This window comes from Dyadobacter sp. CY323, from assembly GCF_021390245.1.
In the GTDB taxonomy this organism is placed as follows: domain Bacteria; phylum Bacteroidota; class Bacteroidia; order Cytophagales; family Spirosomataceae; genus Dyadobacter.
Genome location: NZ_JAJUXH010000008.1, coordinates 41,971 through 61,078, shown reverse-complemented (window position 1 = coordinate 61,078; position 19,108 = coordinate 41,971). Strand labels below are relative to the sequence as shown.

The following is a 19,108-nucleotide window of genomic DNA, read 5'->3' as shown; positions in this document are numbered from 1 at the left end:
TTATTCAAGACTTTCGACACGGGAAGTTCCGATTTTGCGATTGGAAAATGCATATATGATCGGAAAAACGAGTAATGTCAAAACGGTGGCCGTAATAAGCCCGCCGATCACGACAATCGCCAAAGGCTTTTGAGTTTCCGATCCTATACCTGTCGAGGTAGCCGCTGGCAATAACCCGATCGCGGCCATTAATGCAGTCATGATCACCGGCCGTATCCTGGATTTCACACCTTCCCTGATGGCCTCATCCAACGACATCCGGGCTGCGAGGTTTTTATTAAATACCGAAATCAGGATCACTCCATTTTGCACGCATAACCCAAACAATGCGATAAACCCAACACCCGCGGATATTCCGAAATTCATGTGTGTGACGTGCAAGGCAAGTATCCCGCCGATCAATGCAAAGGGCACATTGATGAGCACCAGCCCGGCGTCTTTCGCATTGCTGAACATGATGAAAAGCAAGATGAAAATGCCGATTAAGCTAATGGGAACCACTTGACCTAATCGTGCGGTAGCTCTCACCTGATTTTCAAATTCTCCCGACCAGTTTACCGAATATCCTTTTGGAAGTGTTTTTAAAAGCGGTTTTACGCGGTTTTGCGCATCGGCAATCGTACTTCCCAAATCGCGTTCGCGAACCGAGAATTTGACCCCGATAAACCGTTTATTATTGTCGCGGTAAACGAATGCAGGCCCGGTGACGGTCTTGATCGATGATATTTCCTTTAATGGTATTTTACCTCCGGTGAGTGTCGGTACCATCAGTTGCTGTATGTTCTCGACCGTGCTGCGGTACTGCTGCTCGTAGCGAAGCCGGATGTCAAACTTACGTTCACCTTCGTATAGAATGGATGCTGTTTTTCCGCCAATCGCCATTTCAATCACGGCCTGTGCATCTGCGATACTGACTCCGTATTGTGCCATTTGATGATCGTGGAGCATGACGCTTATTTCCGGCTGACCGATATTCCGTAAAATACCTACGTCTTTGATCCCGGGTACATCTTTGATCGCCTCCAATACTTCATTGGCCTTGGTATTCAGCGTTTCTAGGTCGTCGCCGTAGATTTTTACCGCATTACTCGCATTCATACCTGCCACGGCTTCGGCCACATTATCGATGATAGGCTGCGAATAATTGTAATTGATCCCCTGAAATTGTTTCAGTTTGGTATCCATTTCCTCGATCAGCTGATCCTGGGTGATTTTCCGTTTCCATTCATCTTTTGGTTTTAAATTCACCTGCATTTGAACGTAATAGAAACCCGATGGATCGGTACCATCGTTGGAGCGGCCTGTTTGGGAGAGTACGCCATTTACTTCCGGAAACTCATTCAGTTTGGATCGAAGTATGGTTACCATTTTGATGGTTTCGTTCAATGAACTGCTCATCGGCATTTTCGCTTCCACCCACAATGCGCCTTCATTTAGTGTAGGTAAAAATTCAGTCCCCAAAAATTTGGCCGAAAACAAACTGACTAAAAGAAATGCGGTTGCGAGGAAGATACTGAGCTTTTTGCGCGCATAACACCATTCAAATCCGCCAGAAACCGCACGGTCAAAGAACCGGACAATCGGATTACTTTTTTCCCGCACGTTCTTTTTCAACAGGATCGAACAGAGTACCGGAACGAGCGTTAGCGTATAAAGCAGGGCACCAAGCAATGCAAAACCCAACGTATAAGCCAGTGGGGTAAACATTTTTCCCTCCACTTTCTGGAAGCTGAAAATGGGTATTAATGCAGTGATAATAATGAGTTTGGAAAAGAAAATAGCCTTTCCAAGTTCTCCGCCGGTTTTCTTGATAAGTCCCAGCTTCGAGAGCTTATTATATCGATCCATTCCATTCCGATGTGCCAAATGATCCAGCGCGACGAAAATTCCTTCGACCATCACCACGGCTCCATCTATGATAATCCCGAAGTCAATCGCCCCCATCGACAATAAATTCGCGGACATGCCTTTTAACTTTAAACACATAAATGCGAAAAGCAGGGCCAGGGGAATGATAATGGAAACGATCACGGTCGTGCGCCAGTCAGCCATGAACACAAACACGATGACGGTCACCAGTACAATGCCTTCGATGAGGTTGTGTTTTACGGTATGAGCGCAGAATTCGATCAGATTATCACGGTCGTAAAATGTCACCATCTTCACATCGGGTGGCAAGATTTTCGTGTTTAATTCCTGAACCTTCTCCTTTATACGTGCAAGTACTTCACTCGGATTTTCACCTTTCCGCTGCACCACAATCCCCTCGACGACGTCGTCATTTTCATCCAGCCCTACCTGCCCGACCCGCGGCATATCCGACTCTTTAACATCGGCCACGTCCCGCACCAGAACCGGATTATCCTTTACAAACTCTACAATGATATTTTGAATGTCCGGAATGGAGTTTAAAAGACCAATCCCCCTCACCACGTAAGCCTGGCCGTTTTTCTCGATCACATCGCCGCCGACATTGATATTGCTTTTGGTTACAGCCTGGTATACTTCCAGCGGCGTAATGTTGTATTTGGCAAGCTTGGTAGGGTTTACCTGCACTTCGTAAATCTTCTCCCTACCCCCGAAAGCCACTACATCGGCCACTCCCGGTATGCTCCGAAGCTGGCGGTCGATCACCCAGCTCTGCAATGTGAGCAGGTCGCGGCTATCGCGGTCCTCGCTTTTTAATGTATATCTGAATATTTCACCGGTAGGGCCGTATGGTGGCTGAACGTCCGGCTCCACGCCATCGGGCAATGAGATGTTACGGAGTTGATTATTAACCTGTTGTCGGGCGAAAAAGTCTTCCACACCGTCATCAAAAATGATCTTGATAATGCTCAGACCGAACATGGTGGTACTCCGCACATTGGATTTTTGTTGGACGGAATTCATCGCTACTTCAATCGGCACGGTCACAAACCGTTCGATCTCCTCCGCGCTCCGGCCATTCCATTGAGTGACGATGATGATCTGCGTATTGGTCACGTCCGGAAATGCTTCCAGCGGTGTGTCCCGGTAACTGACAACGCCGGCCACGATCAGCAGACCTGTCATAAAAAATATGAAGAACCGGTTTTTCAAAGAAAACCCCACGATTCCACGAATGAATTTATTCATTTTTCAATGTTGGATGGGAATGGGTGAAATGGGAAATGTGAGATGTGAAAAGTGAAAAGTGAAATGTAAGATGTGAAAAGTGAAAAGTGAGATGTGAGATGTGAAAAGTGAAAAGTGAGATGGGGATGAGTGGGTGAATTTGGTATTTAGTTTTTTTATAAGTTGTTGATATTTAACATGTAAAAGCAAAAACGTACATTTCACATTTCACATCTCACCTCTCACCTCTCACCTCTCACCTCTCACATCTCACATCTAAAAAAACTAATCATTCAACGCATCATACACTAAAAGTTGGTTTTTTGAGATTACGGTTTCGCCGGGTTTCAGGCCTTCGCTGATGTAGGCACGGTTTGCGAGGGAGCGGTACACGGCGACGGGCCGGGTTTCAATTTTTCCGCGGTTGTGGTAGACCATTACCCAGTTCTTACTTTTATCAAAAATGATCGCCTGAGAAGGAATTGCCTGCATTTGATTTCCTTCTTCAAAATTCAGACTGACCGTCGCGTGCATTTCCGGTTTTAGCTTAAAACCGATATTTTGAAGCTGAATGCGAATTTTCATCGCCTTCGTGTCCGGATCCAGTACATTGTATATCTTGTCTACCTTACCTTTAAAAACTTCGTCGGAAAAGCTGATCGTCCGGACTTCCGCAGGCATTCCAAGCTGGATTCTGGGGATATCGCTCTCGTTCACATTCGCCATTACCCACACATCCGCGATTTGTCCCACAGTGAAAAGGCTTTCGGAATTGTCGGAGCGCAGCTGCATGCCGCGGTTTACATTTTTGTCGATGATAAAACCGTTGATCGGCGACTTAACCACATAGTTTGTTGATTTTCCCAACCCATAAATCGAGAATATCTCTTTCACCCGGCTCAGTTCCGCCTGCGCTTTGTCGACCATTTGTCTTGCCGAGATCACATCCCGCTCGGGTACCAGCTTACTTTCGAAAAGATCTTCTGTCGAGGATAAATTCTTTTGTGCAACGAGCAAATCAGACTGCGCCTGGATCATCTGCCGTTCAAAATCAGCAACTTCGCCGGACCGGATTGTTGCCAGCTTTTGACCTTTCCGGACGTTATCACCCAGTTCCACATCCACTTCTTCCACATTGCCACCTACCAGCGGATATACTTTGATCACCTGATTTTCATCCGGAACGATCTTCCCGACGAGGGTAAGCTCATTTCGGACCTGTTCCGTTCGCACCGTATCGATTTTGATCCGGCTCATCATCGTGTCGGACAACATAAATGCCTTTGATTCTTCGGGATCTTCTTTTTTTCCTTCGCAGGACGTCAGCCAGATCACAAAAGAGGCCAACAAAACAGCATAAAGTGAATTTTTCATTTTGAATTTAGTTAAAAAGCTCTTCACCAACCACATAGTTGAGCTCCTCGTATACCTTGATCCGGTCGGCCTGCAAGCGGTTATATTCTTTGGTACTTTCATTGTAGGTTTCAATAAAATCGATGAATTCGAGGAGGGTTATATTTCTTTTCTGGAAGTTGTCGTACATGCCGGTACTGAGCAACTGGAACTGGTTTGTGAATTGGCTTTCAACACTTTGGTAGGCTTTTTCAGCAATGCCCACTTTTTGAATGGCCGCGTCTACTTCATTGTTCACACTATTTTGTTTAGCCAGTTCCGATGTTTTGAAATAGCTGATGTTGCTTTTTGCCGCGCGGATATTTCCCTGGTTCCGGTTAAAAAAGGGCAGAGATATCGCAGCTGACAATCCAAAATAGTTATTGACATAGTTACTTGCCTGATCATAAGTAGCGCCGACCTGGATATCGGGTTTGGCCAGGGCTTTTTGTAAGGTGTAGTTCAATTCCGCCTGCTTGGTCGAAGATTGAGCGACTTTAAGATCAGCCCGGCTTTCAAGTGCCTTCTCTTTCAGGAATGTGGGGGTATACTTCGCAAGCTCATAGCGTCGGATATCCGAACTATCGACAATGGATTTTATCGGGCGTTCCGAATTCAGCAGCGTACGCAGATCACGCTGATTTTCCTGTAATTCAAATTGTATGGCAGCCCGCTCGTTTGTCAGCTCAAACAACAACGCCCTGAGCCGGACGACTTCTTTCAGAGAGATGTTTTTCCGTTCATATTCCTTTTCAAATGCATTCACGGTGGTGTTAAGCGTGGCGATCTGATTATCGTATAATGAAACCGTTTTTTCCAGATAAAAGGATTCAAAAAAGATCTGGCGCAGATCAAATTTTAATGTCCGGATGAGGTCATAAAATTGATATTCGCTTTTTCGCGTCGATTCGACGTCCAATGCAACTTGTTTGTTGCGTTTGCCGGCTCGGGTAATGAGTTGCTGGATGCTGAATGCTTTCTGGCCATTTTTACCAACATCAAATGCACCACGGGACGGATTGTATGCGCTGATCTCCACGCCGAAAGTCGGATTATTCCAGAGCTTATCCTGGATTTCAATGGATTTGGCAATGTCGATCTGATATTTTTCAGCGAGGATCTCGAGATTATTTTGAAGAAAAAGGCTGTCCGCCTGCCGGATCGAGAGCCTGAGTGTGTCTTGTGCGTGTAGACTGGTCGATATCAAAATCAAAAGCCCGAAGAAATGGATTCGCATATTTTCTGTGTTAGAATGATGCGATATTCGGGTGCTGGTATTACAACAGCCTTAAAATAGTCTTAGAAAAAAATTAGAATGCAGAAAAGGGGTCTTAGTTGGCTGGAATGGGGGGTGTTTGGGATTGTGAGAAGTGAAATGTGAGAAGTGAAATGTGAGAAGTGAAATGTGAGAAGTGAAATGTGAGAAGTGAAAAAGTGAAATGTGAAATGTTTCCTCTTTAGGGGCGGGGGGCTGGCGGCGTTTCGCGTTTTTTTCCCTAAATCCCCTCATGGGGACTTGGTGTTGGCGTGAAAAATGGAAAAGTGAAAGCGGAAATGTGTAAGTCTCCCCTTTAGGGGTCGGGGGCAAAACTGGTCAAAGCATGATCGTACATAGCAAACGCAAAAGTCCCCTTGAGGGGATTTAGGGGAAAAAAACGCTTCCTACACATGACCAAGCTGCACCTGGAACTCACTACCCACGCCAAGCTCACTCGTAACCGAAATCACCCCGTGGTGCAGTTCCACGATCCGCTGGCAAATGGAGAGCCCGATGCCGAATCCGGGAAGATCCGAAGCGTTTGACGACCTGAAAAACGGATTGAAAATATGCGGAATGTCCTCCTCGCTGATCCCAATGCCTTTGTCTTTCACTTTTACAATGCAGGATTTGGCATTGGACGAAATGATGATCTGCGCCTGATGATCTGATGAATACTTGCAGGCATTGTCGAGCAGGTTTGAGAAAACCCTTTTCAATAATTCCTCATTCCCTTTGATAACTGTTTCGTTCTCGTTTTCAGGGATCGTTTCGTAGCCGATTGTTACCACGTAGTCCGGGTGGGAGGCCAGTAGTTCTTCTTTTGCCAGAAACGCAAGATCTTCGATGTGTACGGGTGCCATTTTCAGGTCACCGATGTTTTCCAGGGAGCGTGCCAGGAACAGCAGGTTATTGGTAATGCTGATCAAGCGCTCGGTATCTGAGAATAAGTTGTCAAATACTTCTTCCAGGTCCGGATTGTTGGTGGTAAATCGCTGCCCAAGCTGAATTTCGGACTTCAATGCAGCCAGTGGTGTACGCAATTCATGCGAGGCATGGGAAACAAAACTTTTTTGCTGTTCAAATGCCTTGTTGAGGCGATAAAGTACGGTATTGAAGTTAATGGCTAGTTGTGCAATTTCGTCTTTCCGGTTTCCTTCGTCAAGTTGTTGGGACAAGTTGTGAGCGGTAATGAGCGAAACCTGTTCGTTGATCCGGCTGATCGGTCGCAATGCATTTCCGGCAAAATAGATCCCCAGCACCACCGTGACACCGATTCCTGTCAGCAATCCCCAGGTAAGCGTACTCCGAAGATTTTTCAGTTTGCTATGGCCGAAAGTATCATAGGCAGATGCGAGCACGACGAGCGGCTCGTCACCTTCCTCATACAGCAATCCAATCACCTCGTTTTCACCCTGATGAAACTCCATATATTCCAGCTGACGCACTTCATTTAATAAAGCAGTGCGATATGTAAGCAGCTTGTCGTCGACGCTGGAATAGATGAGTTCGTTGTCTGAATCAAATATCAGTACCTTTTCATCCAGCATTTCCGAAAGTGTATTTTGGTCAATCGCTTTGAGCAGGTCTTTGTCGATACCTTTTACCTTTACGAGCAGGCGGCAGGTAGTACGCGCGCGGCCCTGAAGACGATCATAGAATTCCTCCTGACGATAATGGTCGGAAACACTATAAATTGCAACGGAAAATAACAACAGGATCGCTGCCACCAAAAGCGTAAACTGTAATGCGATCCGGTTTTTAATTTTCATGATGATCTTCTATTCTTCTTTCATAATGTAACCCATTCCCGGACGGGTGTGAATCAGTTTTGTGGTGAAATCCCGATCCACTTTTTTTCGTAAGTAATTGATATACACTTCAACAACATTCGTTCCCGGGTCGAAATTAAGATGCCAGACATGTTCCGCCAGATCCATTTTCGAAACGACGCGTCCGCGGTGCAAAAGGAAATATTCTAATAATGCAAACTCTTTGGCTGTGAGGTCAATGGCGTTGCCGCCGCGTTTCACCTGTTTGGTGCCCAGGTTCATTTCCAGGTCCGCAATGCGGAGTATCTTGTCTGCGGACTCAGGATTATTGATTTCCGACAGCCGCAGTTGCGCATTAATCCGCGCATGCAGTTCACGAAAATCGAATGGTTTTACAATGTAATCATTAGCTCCACGGTTTAGCCCCTCCACTTTGTCTTCAATTTCGCCATAAGCCGTGAGCATAATAATCGGCAGGCTGGGCTTGTAAATCCTGATTTGCTGACAAACGTCATACCCTTTTAATCCAGGAAGGTTTACGTCCAGGAGAACGAGGTCAAATTTCTTGTCGAGTGCCAGTTGTTTGCCTGTGATGCCATCATACGCGATTTCTGCCTCAAAGCTTTCAGCAGCCAGCCCGCGAAAGATATTTTGCGCGATCCTGCGGTCATCTTCAACAATCAGGATTTTTTTCATAAAAACTCATTCAGCTATTTTACTAAAACTACAAAACGGCAAGTGCCTGCTCGAAATCTCTGATCAAAAAATCAGCATCTTCCAGTCCGATGTATACGCGCGCCATTCGATGTCTTTCATTTATCGGGTCGAAATCCTCAGGTGCTAATCCGGCGGCTTGGGGCAAAATCAGCGACTCATGACCACCCCAGGAAACGGCTACCAAAAAGTGTTTCAGCGAATACGTAAATCGTTCGATAGCATGGTGCGAATCGGCTTTCAGTACAATGGTAAATAACCCGCAGGCACCGGTCATCTGTTTTTTTGCCAGTTCAAGTTGGGGGAAATCACTGTCAAAAGGAAAGATCACACGTTCTATTTTTGGATGACTTTTCAGGAAGGCTATTACTTTTTCCGTCGTTTTTCCAATGTGTTCAAGACGCACAGGGAGAGTGCGCAGGCCTCTAAGGATCAGCCATGCATTAAATGGCGATATGATGGAACCGTTATTAAGCAGTTGTTCGTTGAAAATTTTATTCAACATATCTTTTTTCCCTGTGAGCACACCAGCAACCGTGTCGCTGTGCCCGCCAAGGTATTTGGTAGCTGACTGCAGTACCATATCAATGCCGAGCGAGATTGGTTTCTGATGTAATGGTGAAGAATAGCTGTTGTCCACGATCGTAATAATCCCACGCTCTTTCGCCAGGCTGGCCACCGCTTGCAGGTCCTGCAATTCAAACGTATTGGAATTAGGTGATTCCATGTAAATAATGGCCGTTTCCGGTCGCAATGCATTCCGGAAATTCCCGATATCTGTACCGTCAATGTACGTGGTGGTGACCCCGAAGCGCGGTAGCATCCGGTCGAACATGCGCCATGCCCAACTGTACGGCTTGTCAACAGAGATAATGTGGTCTCCGCTTTTTACATTCGCAAGTACCGAGGCAAAAATCGCCGATGCCCCGCTGTTGAAAACGAGGGCATCTTCGGCGCCGTCGAGCGCAGCCAGTTTTTTTCTTAGTATTTCAATGGTCGGATTTTTACCCCGGGAATATAAATAGGCTGAATCTTCATCTTCAAAGGCTTTGCGTAAATCTTCAAAAGAGTCAAAAACAAAATTACTGGCCTGAACAATGGGAGGTGCTACTGCATTAAAATAAAGACTTCTGTCTTCGCCGAGCTCATTGATAATATGCGAAATGTCCATTTATACGAATTAAGATTCCGGTAAATTTTCGGGTGAGATAACTTCCAGCGGCACTTCGATTACAATGCCGTTTTCGAGCGAATGCGCAATCGCTTTATTGCTATGTGAAAAATAGCAGGTATCGATGCCCAGTTGCTGAATGTTGTTAAGTAATGTGGCCGTCAAGGGTCTGGCCCGTTTTCTGGTTTGTCGTATGTAAACCGCCCGGATGTTTGTAGGAAATGTCCTGCAAGCTTCTTCATAGATTTCCGGGTCTTTTTGTGAATCATCTCCCAAAAGGATGAACTGCAGTTCGGGGTAGAAACTGATAATATTATGGATCTTGCGAAGCTTGTGCAAATGGGAACCGGAACCTGTCATAACAAAGTCGTCAAGCCCGGATTTCAGTTTTTTTAATTTCAGAACCGCTTTTGGTAACCCATTTAATTCAGCGAAACGGACGATCATATCGTACAAATTCCATTCACTGCTGGATACGTAAAAAAAGATGTTATTCTCTTTCTGAGGATGCGTCCGGCTCGCGAACGAGAGCAGTTTGTAATGCCTCACCACGTCGTCAAACGGCTTTCTGGCCTGCACGTTTTTAGACAAAAGAACAAATAGTTTTTTGAAAGACCGGCGGCTATGTGAGATTAGGAAGGTATCGTCGATGTCAGAAATCAGCCCGTAAGATGTTTTATATGGCAGAAAAAACTCTTCGGTACTGCTCGCCTTGTATTTTTTTCCATCCACTTCTTCATCCACGCTGACTTCATAGGTATGCCAGCCGCTGGGGATTTCCTGCTCAAATGGTACCTGAAACCGGAAGTAACCATCTTCCTCCGCCTGGGTCTGCGCTACCAGATCACCGACCCGTAACGTCACATTCAGAAAGGGAATTGTCTTTATCGAGAAGAGTTCGATGATCGTCCGTGCGTACCTGAAACCGCTGCGCGTGTATTTGCGGTCGCCGGAAGGATACTTTTTAACCACATGCCCGAATACCACAAGTTCTTTTTTATTGGCATAACCCCGATACAATTTTAAGTCACAACGTTTCATAACTATCTTTAACCTCCTTAGACTTGAAGTCCCTAATTTAGACAATATGTTTCCAGAACGAAAAGTTTTGCTGGTAGTAAATCCCATATCGGGGGATGTTGAGAAGGATGTTATTTTTGAACGGGTTATTGAAAAATCAGGGTCTGAGGGATACGATCTCCGTATTTATTCCACCACTGGCGAACACGATCTGGAGACGATCCGGGAGATGGCGGAGGCTATAAAACCGGAACGGGTTTTGGTTGCTGGTGGCGATGGCACTATTTCACTGGTGGCGCAGGCATTGTATGGATTGGATGTAGTGTTAGGCATTATCCCGGCCGGTTCAGCCAACGGACTTTCTGTGGATTTTGGACTTTCAGGTTCTGTGGATCAAGCCCTGGAAATTGCATTTGGAGAAAATTCGGTATGTATTGATGCGGTATCTATTAATGGGGATATCAGCCTGCATTTGAGTGATATAGGATTAAATGCATTGTTGGTAAAAAACTACGAAAACAGCGAAACGCGCGGGAAACTGGGATATGCGCGTGAGATGCTGAAAACACTGAGCGAGCACGAAAATTTCACCGTCCGCATTACGACAGAAGAAAAAGTAATGGAAATGGATGCATTGATCGTGATCATTGCGAACGCTCAGAAATACGGTACCGGGGTAACCATTAACCCCGCCGGCGATATGTCCGATGGCTTTTTTGAGCTGGTCATTGCCAAAAAACTCGACTTCATAGAAACCGCAAAAATCCTCGCCGGCAACACCGACTTCAATCCGGAGATTATGCAGGTATTGTCAGTTGAAAAAGCAGAAATCGAATGCATTAATAAAGAAGCCCATTTCCAGATCGACGGGGAGTACAAAGGAATGGTAAAGCACCTGGAAGCGCATATTTTGAAAAGTTATATTAGAGTGGCGGTGGTGTAGGGCTTTCGGTAGCCGGCGGTCGGCTTTTAGCGATTAGCTTGACAATTGAAGACCATCAATGGTCAACTATCAGAGCATTTTTTTCGAAAGCCGATCGCCGACCGCCACAACAGTATTCTCCGTTCCCGCATTTCTTTTAATCTCAAACAACCACTTATTCGCATGAAAACAATCTTTCCATTACTGTTTGGGCTCATTTGTGTTGTATTTCAAAGTGCTGCACAAACTCCTGAACTCTGTCAGGGTGCCTATTTTACTGAAGAAGAAGGAAAGGCATTTTTAGAAAAACATCAGGTTGCTTCGAGAGTGGAGTGGGAGACGCGGGCAGAGAAAATCAGGAAACAGATCCGAGATGGAATGGATTTGAATACATTGCCAGAAAAGCCGACTTCGAAGCCGATCGTTCATAGCCGGAAGGAAATGGATGGGTATTCGATTGAAAATGTGGCTTTTGAGAGTATGCCGGGTATTTACGTAACAGGGAATTTGTACAAACCTTTAAAGAAACAAAAATCGTATGCAGGTATACTTTGTCCGCACGGGCATGGTGAAAATCCGCATGGCAGGTTTCGGGAGCAAACCCAGAAACGCTGCGCCATGCTCGCGCGAATGGGTGCCATCGTTTTTGTTTGGGATATGGTTGGCCAGGGTGATTCGAGGCAATGTGAACACAAAATGGCGAAGGCGCTGAAACTGCAGACGATCAATAGCATCCGCTCTCTGGATTATCTTTTATCTATTCCGGGCGTTGATCCTGAAAGGGTGGCAGTTACCGGCGAATCAGGTGGAGGTACGCAGACATTTTTATTGGCGGCACTGGACAATCGGGTCAAAGTATCTGTTCCGGTTGTGATGGTATCAGCTTATTTCTTCGGCGGCTGTGTCTGCGAAAGCGGCCTTCCCATTCATAAAAATGGGGATTTCCAGACAAATAATGTAGAGATAGCGGCGCTGGCGGCGCCCCGGCCAATGATCCTGATCTCAGATGGCGGCGACTGGACGAAGAATACGCCAGTGGTCGAATTTCCCTTCATCGAGAATATTTATAATCTGTATGGAAAGAAAAATCATTTGGAAGGAGTTCACCTTGCCGACGAAAAGCATGATTTCGGCCCATCCAAACGTAAAGCGATGTACGGATTTATTGCCAAACACCTGGGATTGGATCTGAAGGCGATTAAAGATTCACATGGCGATATTGATGAATCTCCCGCGAAAGTATTGGAAAGTAAAGATCTTGAAGTTTTCAACGAAGCTCACCCACGACCCGCAAATGCAGTAATGGGGGATGAGGCAGTTATGGAATTGCTATAATAGCAGTCCACCATTCTGAATCTAATGGAGATGTGATCCTGAATCTTACCGCTTTGTCAGTCTGAATCTTGCCGCCTTGTCAGTCTGAATTTTACCGCTTTGTCAGTCTGAGCGGAGTCGAAGACACTAGCAAACTGCTGATGTTTCGACCCCGCTCAACATGACAAAAAAATGGGGACAAACTTGTCACCCAATTGAGAAATTATACGCCCAATTCAGCAAGTACTTCCGATACCTTGGTAGCGGCTTCTTTGAATTCGATAGCGGAATATACTTTCAAACCTGATTCATTGATAATGCGGGCTCCTTCTTCTGCATTGGTTCCTTGCAAGCGAACGATGATCGGAACAGGGATTTCACCGATTGCTTTGTAAGCTTCTACAACACCAGCCGCAACACGGTCGCAACGAACGATACCTCCGAAAATGTTGATCAGGATCGCCTTTACGTTCGGATCTTTCAGGATAATACGGAAACCGGCTTCTACGGTACGTGCATTCGCGCCACCCCCAACATCCAGGAAGTTAGCAGGCTCGCCACCTGATAGTTTGATGATATCCATCGTAGCCATTGCAAGACCAGCGCCATTTACCATACAACCTACGTTTCCGTCCAGTTTTACATAGTTCAGGTTGTTTGCACCTGCTTCTACTTCCAACGGATCTTCTTCATTGGTATCACGCATTTCGGCAAGCTCAGGATGACGGTATAATGCATTGTCATCTAAATCAACTTTTGCATCAACGGCAAGAATTTTATTATCAGACGTTTTCAAAACCGGGTTGATTTCGAACATCGCTGAATCACTTTCGATATAAGCTTTGTAAAGAGCAGTAATGAATTTCACCATTTCTTTGAATGCATCACCTTCAAGACCCAGTGCAAATGCTACTTTACGTGCCTGGAATGGCTGCAATCCAACTTTCGGATCGATCCATTCTTTCATGATTTTTTCAGGGGTATGCTCCGCAACTTCTTCGATGTCCATACCGCCTTCGGTGCTGGCCATGATCACATTGCAGTTTTTACCACGGTCAAGAAGGATAGAAAGGTAGTATTCTTTCGGCTCGCTTGGGCCCGGGTAGTAAACATCTTCGGCAATAAGTACTTTGTTAACACGCTTTCCGTCAGGGCCGGTTTGGTGAGTAACCAATACTTTACCCAAAATATTATTGGATATGGTTCTTACATCTTCAACAGATTTGGCAAGGGCAACACCACGTTGTTCGGTACCTACGATACGTCCTTTTCCGCGACCACCTGCGTGGATCTGAGACTTAACAACGTACCATTTGGTGCCTGTCTGCTGGCTAAGCTCACGTGCAACTTCCACTGCCTTGTCGGGAGTATCAGCTACGAGGCCTTCCTGAATACGCACACCGTATTTTTTAAGAACGCTTTTGCCTTGATATTCGTGAATATTCATGAGTATAAAAGTAAATGGGTATTTTTACGGCAAATTAAGGAATTAATCAAAACGGGCGTAGGAATTAAGCCAATTATCTTTTCAGGTCATGCAATTACTTCAGGCGAGCGGAATCAGGCGTACATATGGTTCATTACAGGTTTTGAAGGGGATTGATCTTGAAGTACAAAAGGGCGAAGTAGTCGCCATTGTGGGTCCGTCGGGAGCTGGTAAAAGTACCTTTCTGCACATTCTCGGTACACTGGACCGGCCTGAAGAAGGGCAGGTTTTTATTGAAGGTGTTAATGTTTTTACTCAAAAAGACAAAGATCTGGCGCGGTTCAGAAATGAGAAAATCGGCTTTATTTTCCAGTTCCATAATCTGCTCGCCGAGTTTACGGCGTTGGAAAATGTATGTATGCCGGGGTATATCAATGGAAAAATAAGTGAAAAGGAACTTGTTAAAAGAGGGGGGGAGCTGCTCGAACTTTTAGGCCTTTCGGGAAGGACAGACCATTTACCATCGCAGCTATCCGGCGGCGAGCAACAAAGGGTAGCAGTTGCGAGAGCTTTGCTTAACAAACCGTCCATCGTGCTCGCTGACGAACCCAGCGGTAACCTGGATTCTCATAATGCGCTTGATCTGCATCAATTGTTTTTTAAACTAAGGGATGAGTTTGGTCAGACTTTCGTAATTGTGACTCACAACGAAGAGCTGGCGGAAATGGCAGATAGGAGAATGGTGATGCAGGATGGGGTAATGCTTTCTTAAAAACAATCTGATAAAAAGCGAAAGCCGTCAGAATCACTCCCGACGGCTTTTTGTCATTTCTATCTGAACAAACGATTACATCATTCCACCCATTCCGCCACCGTGGCTGTGGCCACCTGCTGCCGGAGCTTCTTCTGGTTCGTCAGCGATCACACATTCTGTTGTCAACAACAAGCCTGCGATAGATGCTGCGTTTTCAAGTGCCAGACGGGATACTTTCTTAGGGTCAATGATACCAGCTTCCAAAAGGTCTGTGTATACATTGTCTTTAGCATTGTAACCATAAGCACCAGTTCCTTCTTTCACTTTCTGAACAACAACCGAAGGTTCCTGACCTGAGTTAGAAACGATTGTTCTCAATGGAGCTTCCAAAGCAACGCGGATGATATTGATACCGGTTTTTTCGTCTTCGTTTGAGCCAACCACGCCTTCAAGAGCCGCAGTAGCGCGAATATAAGCTACACCACCACCGGCTACGATACCTTCTTCAACGGCAGCACGGGTTGCGTGCAATGCATCGTCAACACGGTCTTTTTTCTCTTTCATTTCAACCTCAGTAGCTGCACCAATGTAAAGGATTGCAACACCACCTGACAATTTAGCCAGACGTTCCTGAAGTTTTTCGCGATCGTAATCTGAAGTTGTGTTTTCGATCTGCGCTTTGATTTGGTTCACACGTCCCTGAATATCTTCAGAGTTACCTGCACCATTTACCAAAGTTGTATTGTCTTTGTCGATTATCGCTTTTTCGCAAGTACCAAGGTATTCCAAAGTAGCGTTTTCCAATTTGAAACCGCGTTCTTCTGAAATTACAGTACCGCCAGTGATGATCGCGATGTCTTCAAGCATTGCTTTACGACGGTCACCGAAACCAGGAGCTTTAACAGCTGCCACTTTCAATGCACCACGGATTTTGTTTACTACCAATGTAGCAAGTGCTTCTCCGTCAACATCTTCTGAAAGAATAAGTAATGGACGACCAGTTTGAGCAACTGCTTCCAAAACTGGAAGAAGTTCTTTCATGGAAGAAACTTTCTTTTCAGAGATCAGGATATATGGACGCTCCAATTCAGCTTCCATTTTCTCTGTGTTCGTTACGAAATATGGGGACAGGTAACCACGGTCAAACTGCATACCTTCAACAGTTTTAACTTCTGTTTCGGTACCACGAGCTTCTTCAACGGTGATAACACCTTCTTTACCTACTTTCTCCATCGCCTCAGCGATCATCTGACCGATTTCTTCATCATGGTTAGCAGAGATTGTTGCAACCTGAGCGATTTCTTTTGAAGTGGAGATATTTTTTTTCTGAGCTTCAAGATCCCGAACGATTACTTGTACCGCTTTGTCGATACCACGTTTCAGGTCCATTGGATTAGCGCCAGCTGCTACGTTTTTCACACCGATCGAATAGATCGCTTGTGCCAGAACAGTTGCAGTAGTGGTACCGTCACCCGCAGAGTCAGCAGTTTTAGAAGCAACTTCTTTCACCAACTGAGCTCCCATGTTTTCGATAGGATCTTTCAGATCGATTTCTTTGGCAACAGTAACACCATCTTTGGTGATGCTTGGAGAACCGAATTTTTTGTCAATTACAACGTTACGACCACGTGGTCCCAATGTAACTTTTACGGCGTCAGCCAATGTGTCCACACCCTTCTTGATCTTGTCACGGGCTTCTGTGTCAAAAAATATTTTCTTAGACATAACAGTTAATAATTTGAAAAAACTTTAAGAGAAACTTTTGGAATAAATAATGTCGGACAATTAACCAATAATGGCGTAAATGTCTGATTCGCGCATGATCAGGATATCTTTTCCTTCATATGCTAATTCAGTACCGGAGTATTTGCCGTACAAAACGGTGTCACCCACTTTTACTGTAAGAGGCTCATCTTTTTTACCTGGGCCAACGGCAACTACGGTTCCGCGTTGTGGCTTTTCTTTGGCAGTATCAGGGATAATGATACCAAATGCAGTTTTTTCTTCGGCTGGGGCTGGTTCTACAAGAACACGGTCAGCCAGAGGTTGTACGTTAACTTGTATTTCTGCTAAAGTTGACATAAATATTAAACGTTTGTTTTTAAGATTGTCAGTATTTGATTTGACTGTTTACTGGTAAGCACAATCTGTGCCAGCGAGGGGTGCTATGACATTTTTTCCGGCGAGTGTGACAAATTTGTATCTAAACCTGCGCCCATGTAATTATACTGCTATTTGTATGTCAGGTAAACTGGAAAGATTGCTTCGCACTTTGAAATTACGTAAATTTTATCGGCACCAAGTTAAAATCGTATGAAGAACCTGCATTACAATTGGTTAACCGAAGGAACTTTTGATTTTGAGTATAAAAAATACGTGTTGCTGGCCTACCTGCAACATATTAACAGTGAATTCACCAACAACCGGCTACACCCGCATTTGCCGGAGCTGAGAAAGCATCTCAATACCTGCACCGAGATCAAATCGACTAAAAATCAGATCAAAACATCACTGCCTAAGAACCTGACCGGCATTAACTTGCGTGAATTGAAACTGGAATATGAAGAAACGCACCAGGACGATCCGTACATGGAAGACCTGAACTACATTCTGGATTTCGCGATGCCGCGGTTTTCAAAATACATTGTGGAAGGTACGGAGCGGTTTAATGAGGTGGAGGAGAATGTCAAAATTTCACCCGTTGGCATTGTGCCGTTGAGGTTGCAAGAGGGTTATCTATTGTTTTTGCACACGTGGCAGCCTCTCGTCAGCATTTTTCAATATCAGCTCGCTTTATTCAACCAAATGCGTGAGCGTTATCTGAAAACCTGGTTTTTGGAAACTGTGCGGATTGGGATCGGACATTCTGTTTCGCAGGTAAAGGTTGATTTGACCCGAAAAAATAAATCACTGCCAAATCCTGCAACGTACATCGTTGAATCAAAATACGAGTATCCTTTGCATGAAACGCTTGTGCCAGTGGCCGAAAAGCTGATACTTAAAGAGATTACGATTGCCTAGATTCTTAGGCGGCTTAAAAACAAAAAATGTTCACGAATGACTCGTGAACATTTTTTATGCGGGTAAACCGAAATTTTTATTTTGAGCTGTCAGCCGGTGCCGGAGTTGCCGGCGTGGTTGCAGCGGGAGTAGTCGATTCCTGTGCGCCTTGCGCCGCACCTCCCGGTGCCGGAGCAATTTTTCCGCCCGGAACAACTGCATTCTGTGCTCTGTCCACATTAATACTGTTAATTCCTGATCCTGTATTGCTGTTGCCAACGATAATGTAAGATGCCAGAGAGATCAGGATTACTGCACCTGCAAGTCCCCAGGTTATTTGTTCGAGCAAATCGGTTGTCTTTTTAACACCAAACATCTGGGTGGTGCCAGCGCCGCTAAATTCGCTTGAAAGTCCGCCACCTTTTGAGTTTTGAACCAAAACCACCAGAATCAATAACACTGCGACGATCGCCACGAGAATAATTAAACCTAAATACATGCTTTTTTAATTTTTTGAATGACAGAATGAGTGACCGGGTCGCCGGTGCGATGAGTGAATGTTGATAGCTGAATGCCGACAGCCGAAGTTTAACAAACAATTTTACTGCCGGTACAACTCACTCAATTTTTTCGCAAAGTAATTTCTTTTTTCTGGTTTTTTCAAGATCAATTTTTGATAGATATCAATCGCCTTTTCAATTTTACCCTGACGGATCAATATTTTGGCAAATGCTTCGGTCTCAATACTTCCGGCTCCCGATTCGGCGACCCGGCCACTTACATCCAGAGAAATGGGTTCAAGATTATTATCCTGCTTGTTGATCCTCGGGTTTTTCTTCATAAAACCCTCGATGATCTGTTGCTGCCGTCTCTGTTCTTCCGACTTCTGAATGGATAACGGAGTGGTTTGCTGTTCAACGAGCGTAATCAGAATATCCTCGCCATTTTGCGGAACTACTTCTTGCTCATTTTCAAGAATTTGGTCCACATTAACAGATGCGTCATAACGCTCGGTGTCATTTTCGACCAGCCTCTGCAAAGCAACGCGGCTTAATGCATATGCCGCGGCTTTCGGCTTTGTTTCGTCCAGCTTTTCCGTGCCTGCATAGGCCTTTGCCAAGAGCGAATAAGGGATTTGGCAGTAAGGATACGCCTTGATAGTAGCTTCCAGTAAAGGAATTATATCAGAACCAATTCCTGCCGGATTTTTCACCAGCTCACCAAATGCTTCTTTTTCAATAATGGCCATAACCGGAGGTTGAATTTTTC

At 45.2% G+C, this 19,108-nt stretch carries 16 protein-coding genes; 4 read left to right on the top strand and 12 right to left on the bottom strand.

Annotated features, from left to right (window positions below):
- From LZG72_RS14180 to LZG72_RS14150, 7 genes are all read right to left on the bottom strand, one after another.
- Positions 1-3,117 carry an efflux RND transporter permease subunit gene (locus LZG72_RS14180; RefSeq protein ID WP_233873324.1) on the bottom strand — a complete coding sequence of 1,039 codons (3,117 nt, stop codon included), beginning with the start codon at positions 3,115-3,117 and terminating at the stop codon, positions 1-3.
- A gap of 264 nt (positions 3,118-3,381) precedes the next feature.
- The gene (locus tag LZG72_RS14175) at positions 3,382-4,470 is read right to left on the bottom strand and encodes an efflux RND transporter periplasmic adaptor subunit (RefSeq protein WP_233873322.1); all 1,089 of its coding nucleotides are present in this window, start codon (positions 4,468-4,470) and stop codon (positions 3,382-3,384) included.
- 7 nt (positions 4,471-4,477) lie between these two features.
- Positions 4,478-5,725, bottom strand: a complete 1,248-nt coding sequence (locus LZG72_RS14170) for a TolC family protein (RefSeq protein WP_233873319.1) — start codon at positions 5,723-5,725, stop codon at positions 4,478-4,480.
- A gap of 425 nt (positions 5,726-6,150) precedes the next feature.
- Positions 6,151-7,518, bottom strand: coding sequence for a HAMP domain-containing sensor histidine kinase (locus tag LZG72_RS14165; protein ID WP_233873316.1), 1,368 nt, complete (start codon positions 7,516-7,518; stop codon positions 6,151-6,153).
- A 9-nt stretch (positions 7,519-7,527) separates the two neighbouring features.
- Positions 7,528-8,214 (bottom strand): response regulator transcription factor, encoded by a 687-nt coding sequence (locus LZG72_RS14160; RefSeq protein WP_233873313.1) that lies wholly within the window; start codon positions 8,212-8,214, stop codon positions 7,528-7,530.
- Positions 8,215-8,242: 28 nt separating this feature from the next.
- A complete protein-coding gene (locus LZG72_RS14155; RefSeq protein ID WP_233873310.1) occupies positions 8,243-9,403 on the bottom strand; it encodes a PLP-dependent aspartate aminotransferase family protein in 1,161 nt (386 codons plus the stop codon).
- Between the two features lie 9 nt (positions 9,404-9,412).
- Positions 9,413-10,444: an App1 family protein gene (locus LZG72_RS14150; RefSeq protein ID WP_233873308.1), complete on the bottom strand. Its 1,032-nt coding sequence runs from the start codon at positions 10,442-10,444 to the stop codon at positions 9,413-9,415.
- 46 nt (positions 10,445-10,490) lie between these two features.
- On the opposite strand from LZG72_RS14150, the gene LZG72_RS14145 reads away from it, so the two are divergent.
- Together LZG72_RS14145 and LZG72_RS14140 are read left to right on the top strand one after the other, a co-directional pair.
- Complete coding sequence (locus LZG72_RS14145) at positions 10,491-11,366, top strand: diacylglycerol kinase family protein (protein ID WP_233873306.1); 876 nt, start codon at positions 10,491-10,493, stop codon at positions 11,364-11,366.
- Positions 11,367-11,528: 162 nt separating this feature from the next.
- Positions 11,529-12,680 carry a S9 family peptidase gene (locus tag LZG72_RS14140; RefSeq protein ID WP_233873303.1) on the top strand — a complete coding sequence of 384 codons (1,152 nt, stop codon included), beginning with the start codon at positions 11,529-11,531 and terminating at the stop codon, positions 12,678-12,680.
- A gap of 202 nt (positions 12,681-12,882) precedes the next feature.
- On the opposite strand, the gene sucC is transcribed toward LZG72_RS14140, so the two are convergent.
- Complete coding sequence (sucC, locus tag LZG72_RS14135) at positions 12,883-14,106, bottom strand: ADP-forming succinate--CoA ligase subunit beta (protein WP_233873301.1); 1,224 nt, start codon at positions 14,104-14,106, stop codon at positions 12,883-12,885.
- An 88-nt stretch (positions 14,107-14,194) separates the two neighbouring features.
- On the opposite strand from sucC, the gene LZG72_RS14130 reads away from it, so the two are divergent.
- Positions 14,195-14,857 (top strand): ABC transporter ATP-binding protein, encoded by a 663-nt coding sequence (locus LZG72_RS14130; protein ID WP_233873298.1) that lies wholly within the window; start codon positions 14,195-14,197, stop codon positions 14,855-14,857.
- A gap of 75 nt (positions 14,858-14,932) precedes the next feature.
- On the opposite strand, the gene groL is transcribed toward LZG72_RS14130, so the two are convergent.
- Entirely contained in the window at positions 14,933-16,564 is a 1,632-nt protein-coding gene (gene groL, locus LZG72_RS14125) for a chaperonin GroEL (protein ID WP_233873295.1), read from the bottom strand.
- Positions 16,565-16,624: 60 nt separating this feature from the next.
- Positions 16,625-16,921, bottom strand: a complete 297-nt coding sequence (gene groES / locus LZG72_RS14120; protein ID WP_031526862.1) for a co-chaperone GroES — start codon at positions 16,919-16,921, stop codon at positions 16,625-16,627.
- Positions 16,922-17,152: 231 nt separating this feature from the next.
- Between groES and LZG72_RS14115 the strand changes: the two genes are divergently transcribed.
- A complete protein-coding gene (locus LZG72_RS14115) occupies positions 17,153-17,860 on the top strand; it encodes a hypothetical protein (RefSeq protein WP_233873292.1) in 708 nt (235 codons plus the stop codon).
- Positions 17,861-17,936: 76 nt separating this feature from the next.
- Here LZG72_RS14115 and secG read toward each other — a convergent pair whose 3' ends face one another.
- Both secG and LZG72_RS14105 read right to left on the bottom strand, forming a co-directional pair.
- Positions 17,937-18,338 carry a preprotein translocase subunit SecG gene (secG, locus tag LZG72_RS14110; protein ID WP_233873289.1) on the bottom strand — a complete coding sequence of 134 codons (402 nt, stop codon included), beginning with the start codon at positions 18,336-18,338 and terminating at the stop codon, positions 17,937-17,939.
- 102 nt (positions 18,339-18,440) lie between these two features.
- Positions 18,441-19,088 carry a hypothetical protein gene (locus tag LZG72_RS14105; RefSeq protein WP_233873287.1) on the bottom strand — a complete coding sequence of 216 codons (648 nt, stop codon included), beginning with the start codon at positions 19,086-19,088 and terminating at the stop codon, positions 18,441-18,443.
- Positions 19,089-19,108: the final 20 nt, after the last annotated feature.

Bases quoted from the DNA above. Each gene is read 5' to 3' on its own strand.
- LZG72_RS14180 (WP_233873324.1), bottom strand. From the start codon at position 3,117: ATGAATAAATTCATTCGTGGAATCGTGGGGTTTTCTTTGAAAAACCGG.
- LZG72_RS14175 (WP_233873322.1), bottom strand. From the start codon at position 4,470: ATGAAAAATTCACTTTATGCTGTTTTGTTGGCCTCTTTTGTGATCTGG.
- LZG72_RS14170 (WP_233873319.1), bottom strand. From the start codon at position 5,725: ATGCGAATCCATTTCTTCGGGCTTTTGATTTTGATATCGACCAGTCTA.
- LZG72_RS14165 (WP_233873316.1), bottom strand. From the start codon at position 7,518: ATGAAAATTAAAAACCGGATCGCATTACAGTTTACGCTTTTGGTGGCA.
- LZG72_RS14160 (WP_233873313.1), bottom strand. From the start codon at position 8,214: ATGAAAAAAATCCTGATTGTTGAAGATGACCGCAGGATCGCGCAAAAT.
- LZG72_RS14155 (WP_233873310.1), bottom strand. From the start codon at position 9,403: ATGGACATTTCGCATATTATCAATGAGCTCGGCGAAGACAGAAGTCTT.
- LZG72_RS14150 (WP_233873308.1), bottom strand. From the start codon at position 10,444: ATGAAACGTTGTGACTTAAAATTGTATCGGGGTTATGCCAATAAAAAA.
- LZG72_RS14145 (WP_233873306.1), top strand. From the start codon at position 10,491: ATGTTTCCAGAACGAAAAGTTTTGCTGGTAGTAAATCCCATATCGGGG.
- LZG72_RS14140 (WP_233873303.1), top strand. From the start codon at position 11,529: ATGAAAACAATCTTTCCATTACTGTTTGGGCTCATTTGTGTTGTATTT.
- sucC (WP_233873301.1), bottom strand. From the start codon at position 14,106: ATGAATATTCACGAATATCAAGGCAAAAGCGTTCTTAAAAAATACGGT.
- LZG72_RS14130 (WP_233873298.1), top strand. From the start codon at position 14,195: ATGCAATTACTTCAGGCGAGCGGAATCAGGCGTACATATGGTTCATTA.
- groL (WP_233873295.1), bottom strand. From the start codon at position 16,564: ATGTCTAAGAAAATATTTTTTGACACAGAAGCCCGTGACAAGATCAAG.
- groES (WP_031526862.1), bottom strand. From the start codon at position 16,921: ATGTCAACTTTAGCAGAAATACAAGTTAACGTACAACCTCTGGCTGAC.
- LZG72_RS14115 (WP_233873292.1), top strand. From the start codon at position 17,153: ATGAAGAACCTGCATTACAATTGGTTAACCGAAGGAACTTTTGATTTT.
- secG (WP_233873289.1), bottom strand. From the start codon at position 18,338: ATGTATTTAGGTTTAATTATTCTCGTGGCGATCGTCGCAGTGTTATTG.
- LZG72_RS14105 (WP_233873287.1), bottom strand. From the start codon at position 19,088: ATGGCCATTATTGAAAAAGAAGCATTTGGTGAGCTGGTGAAAAATCCG.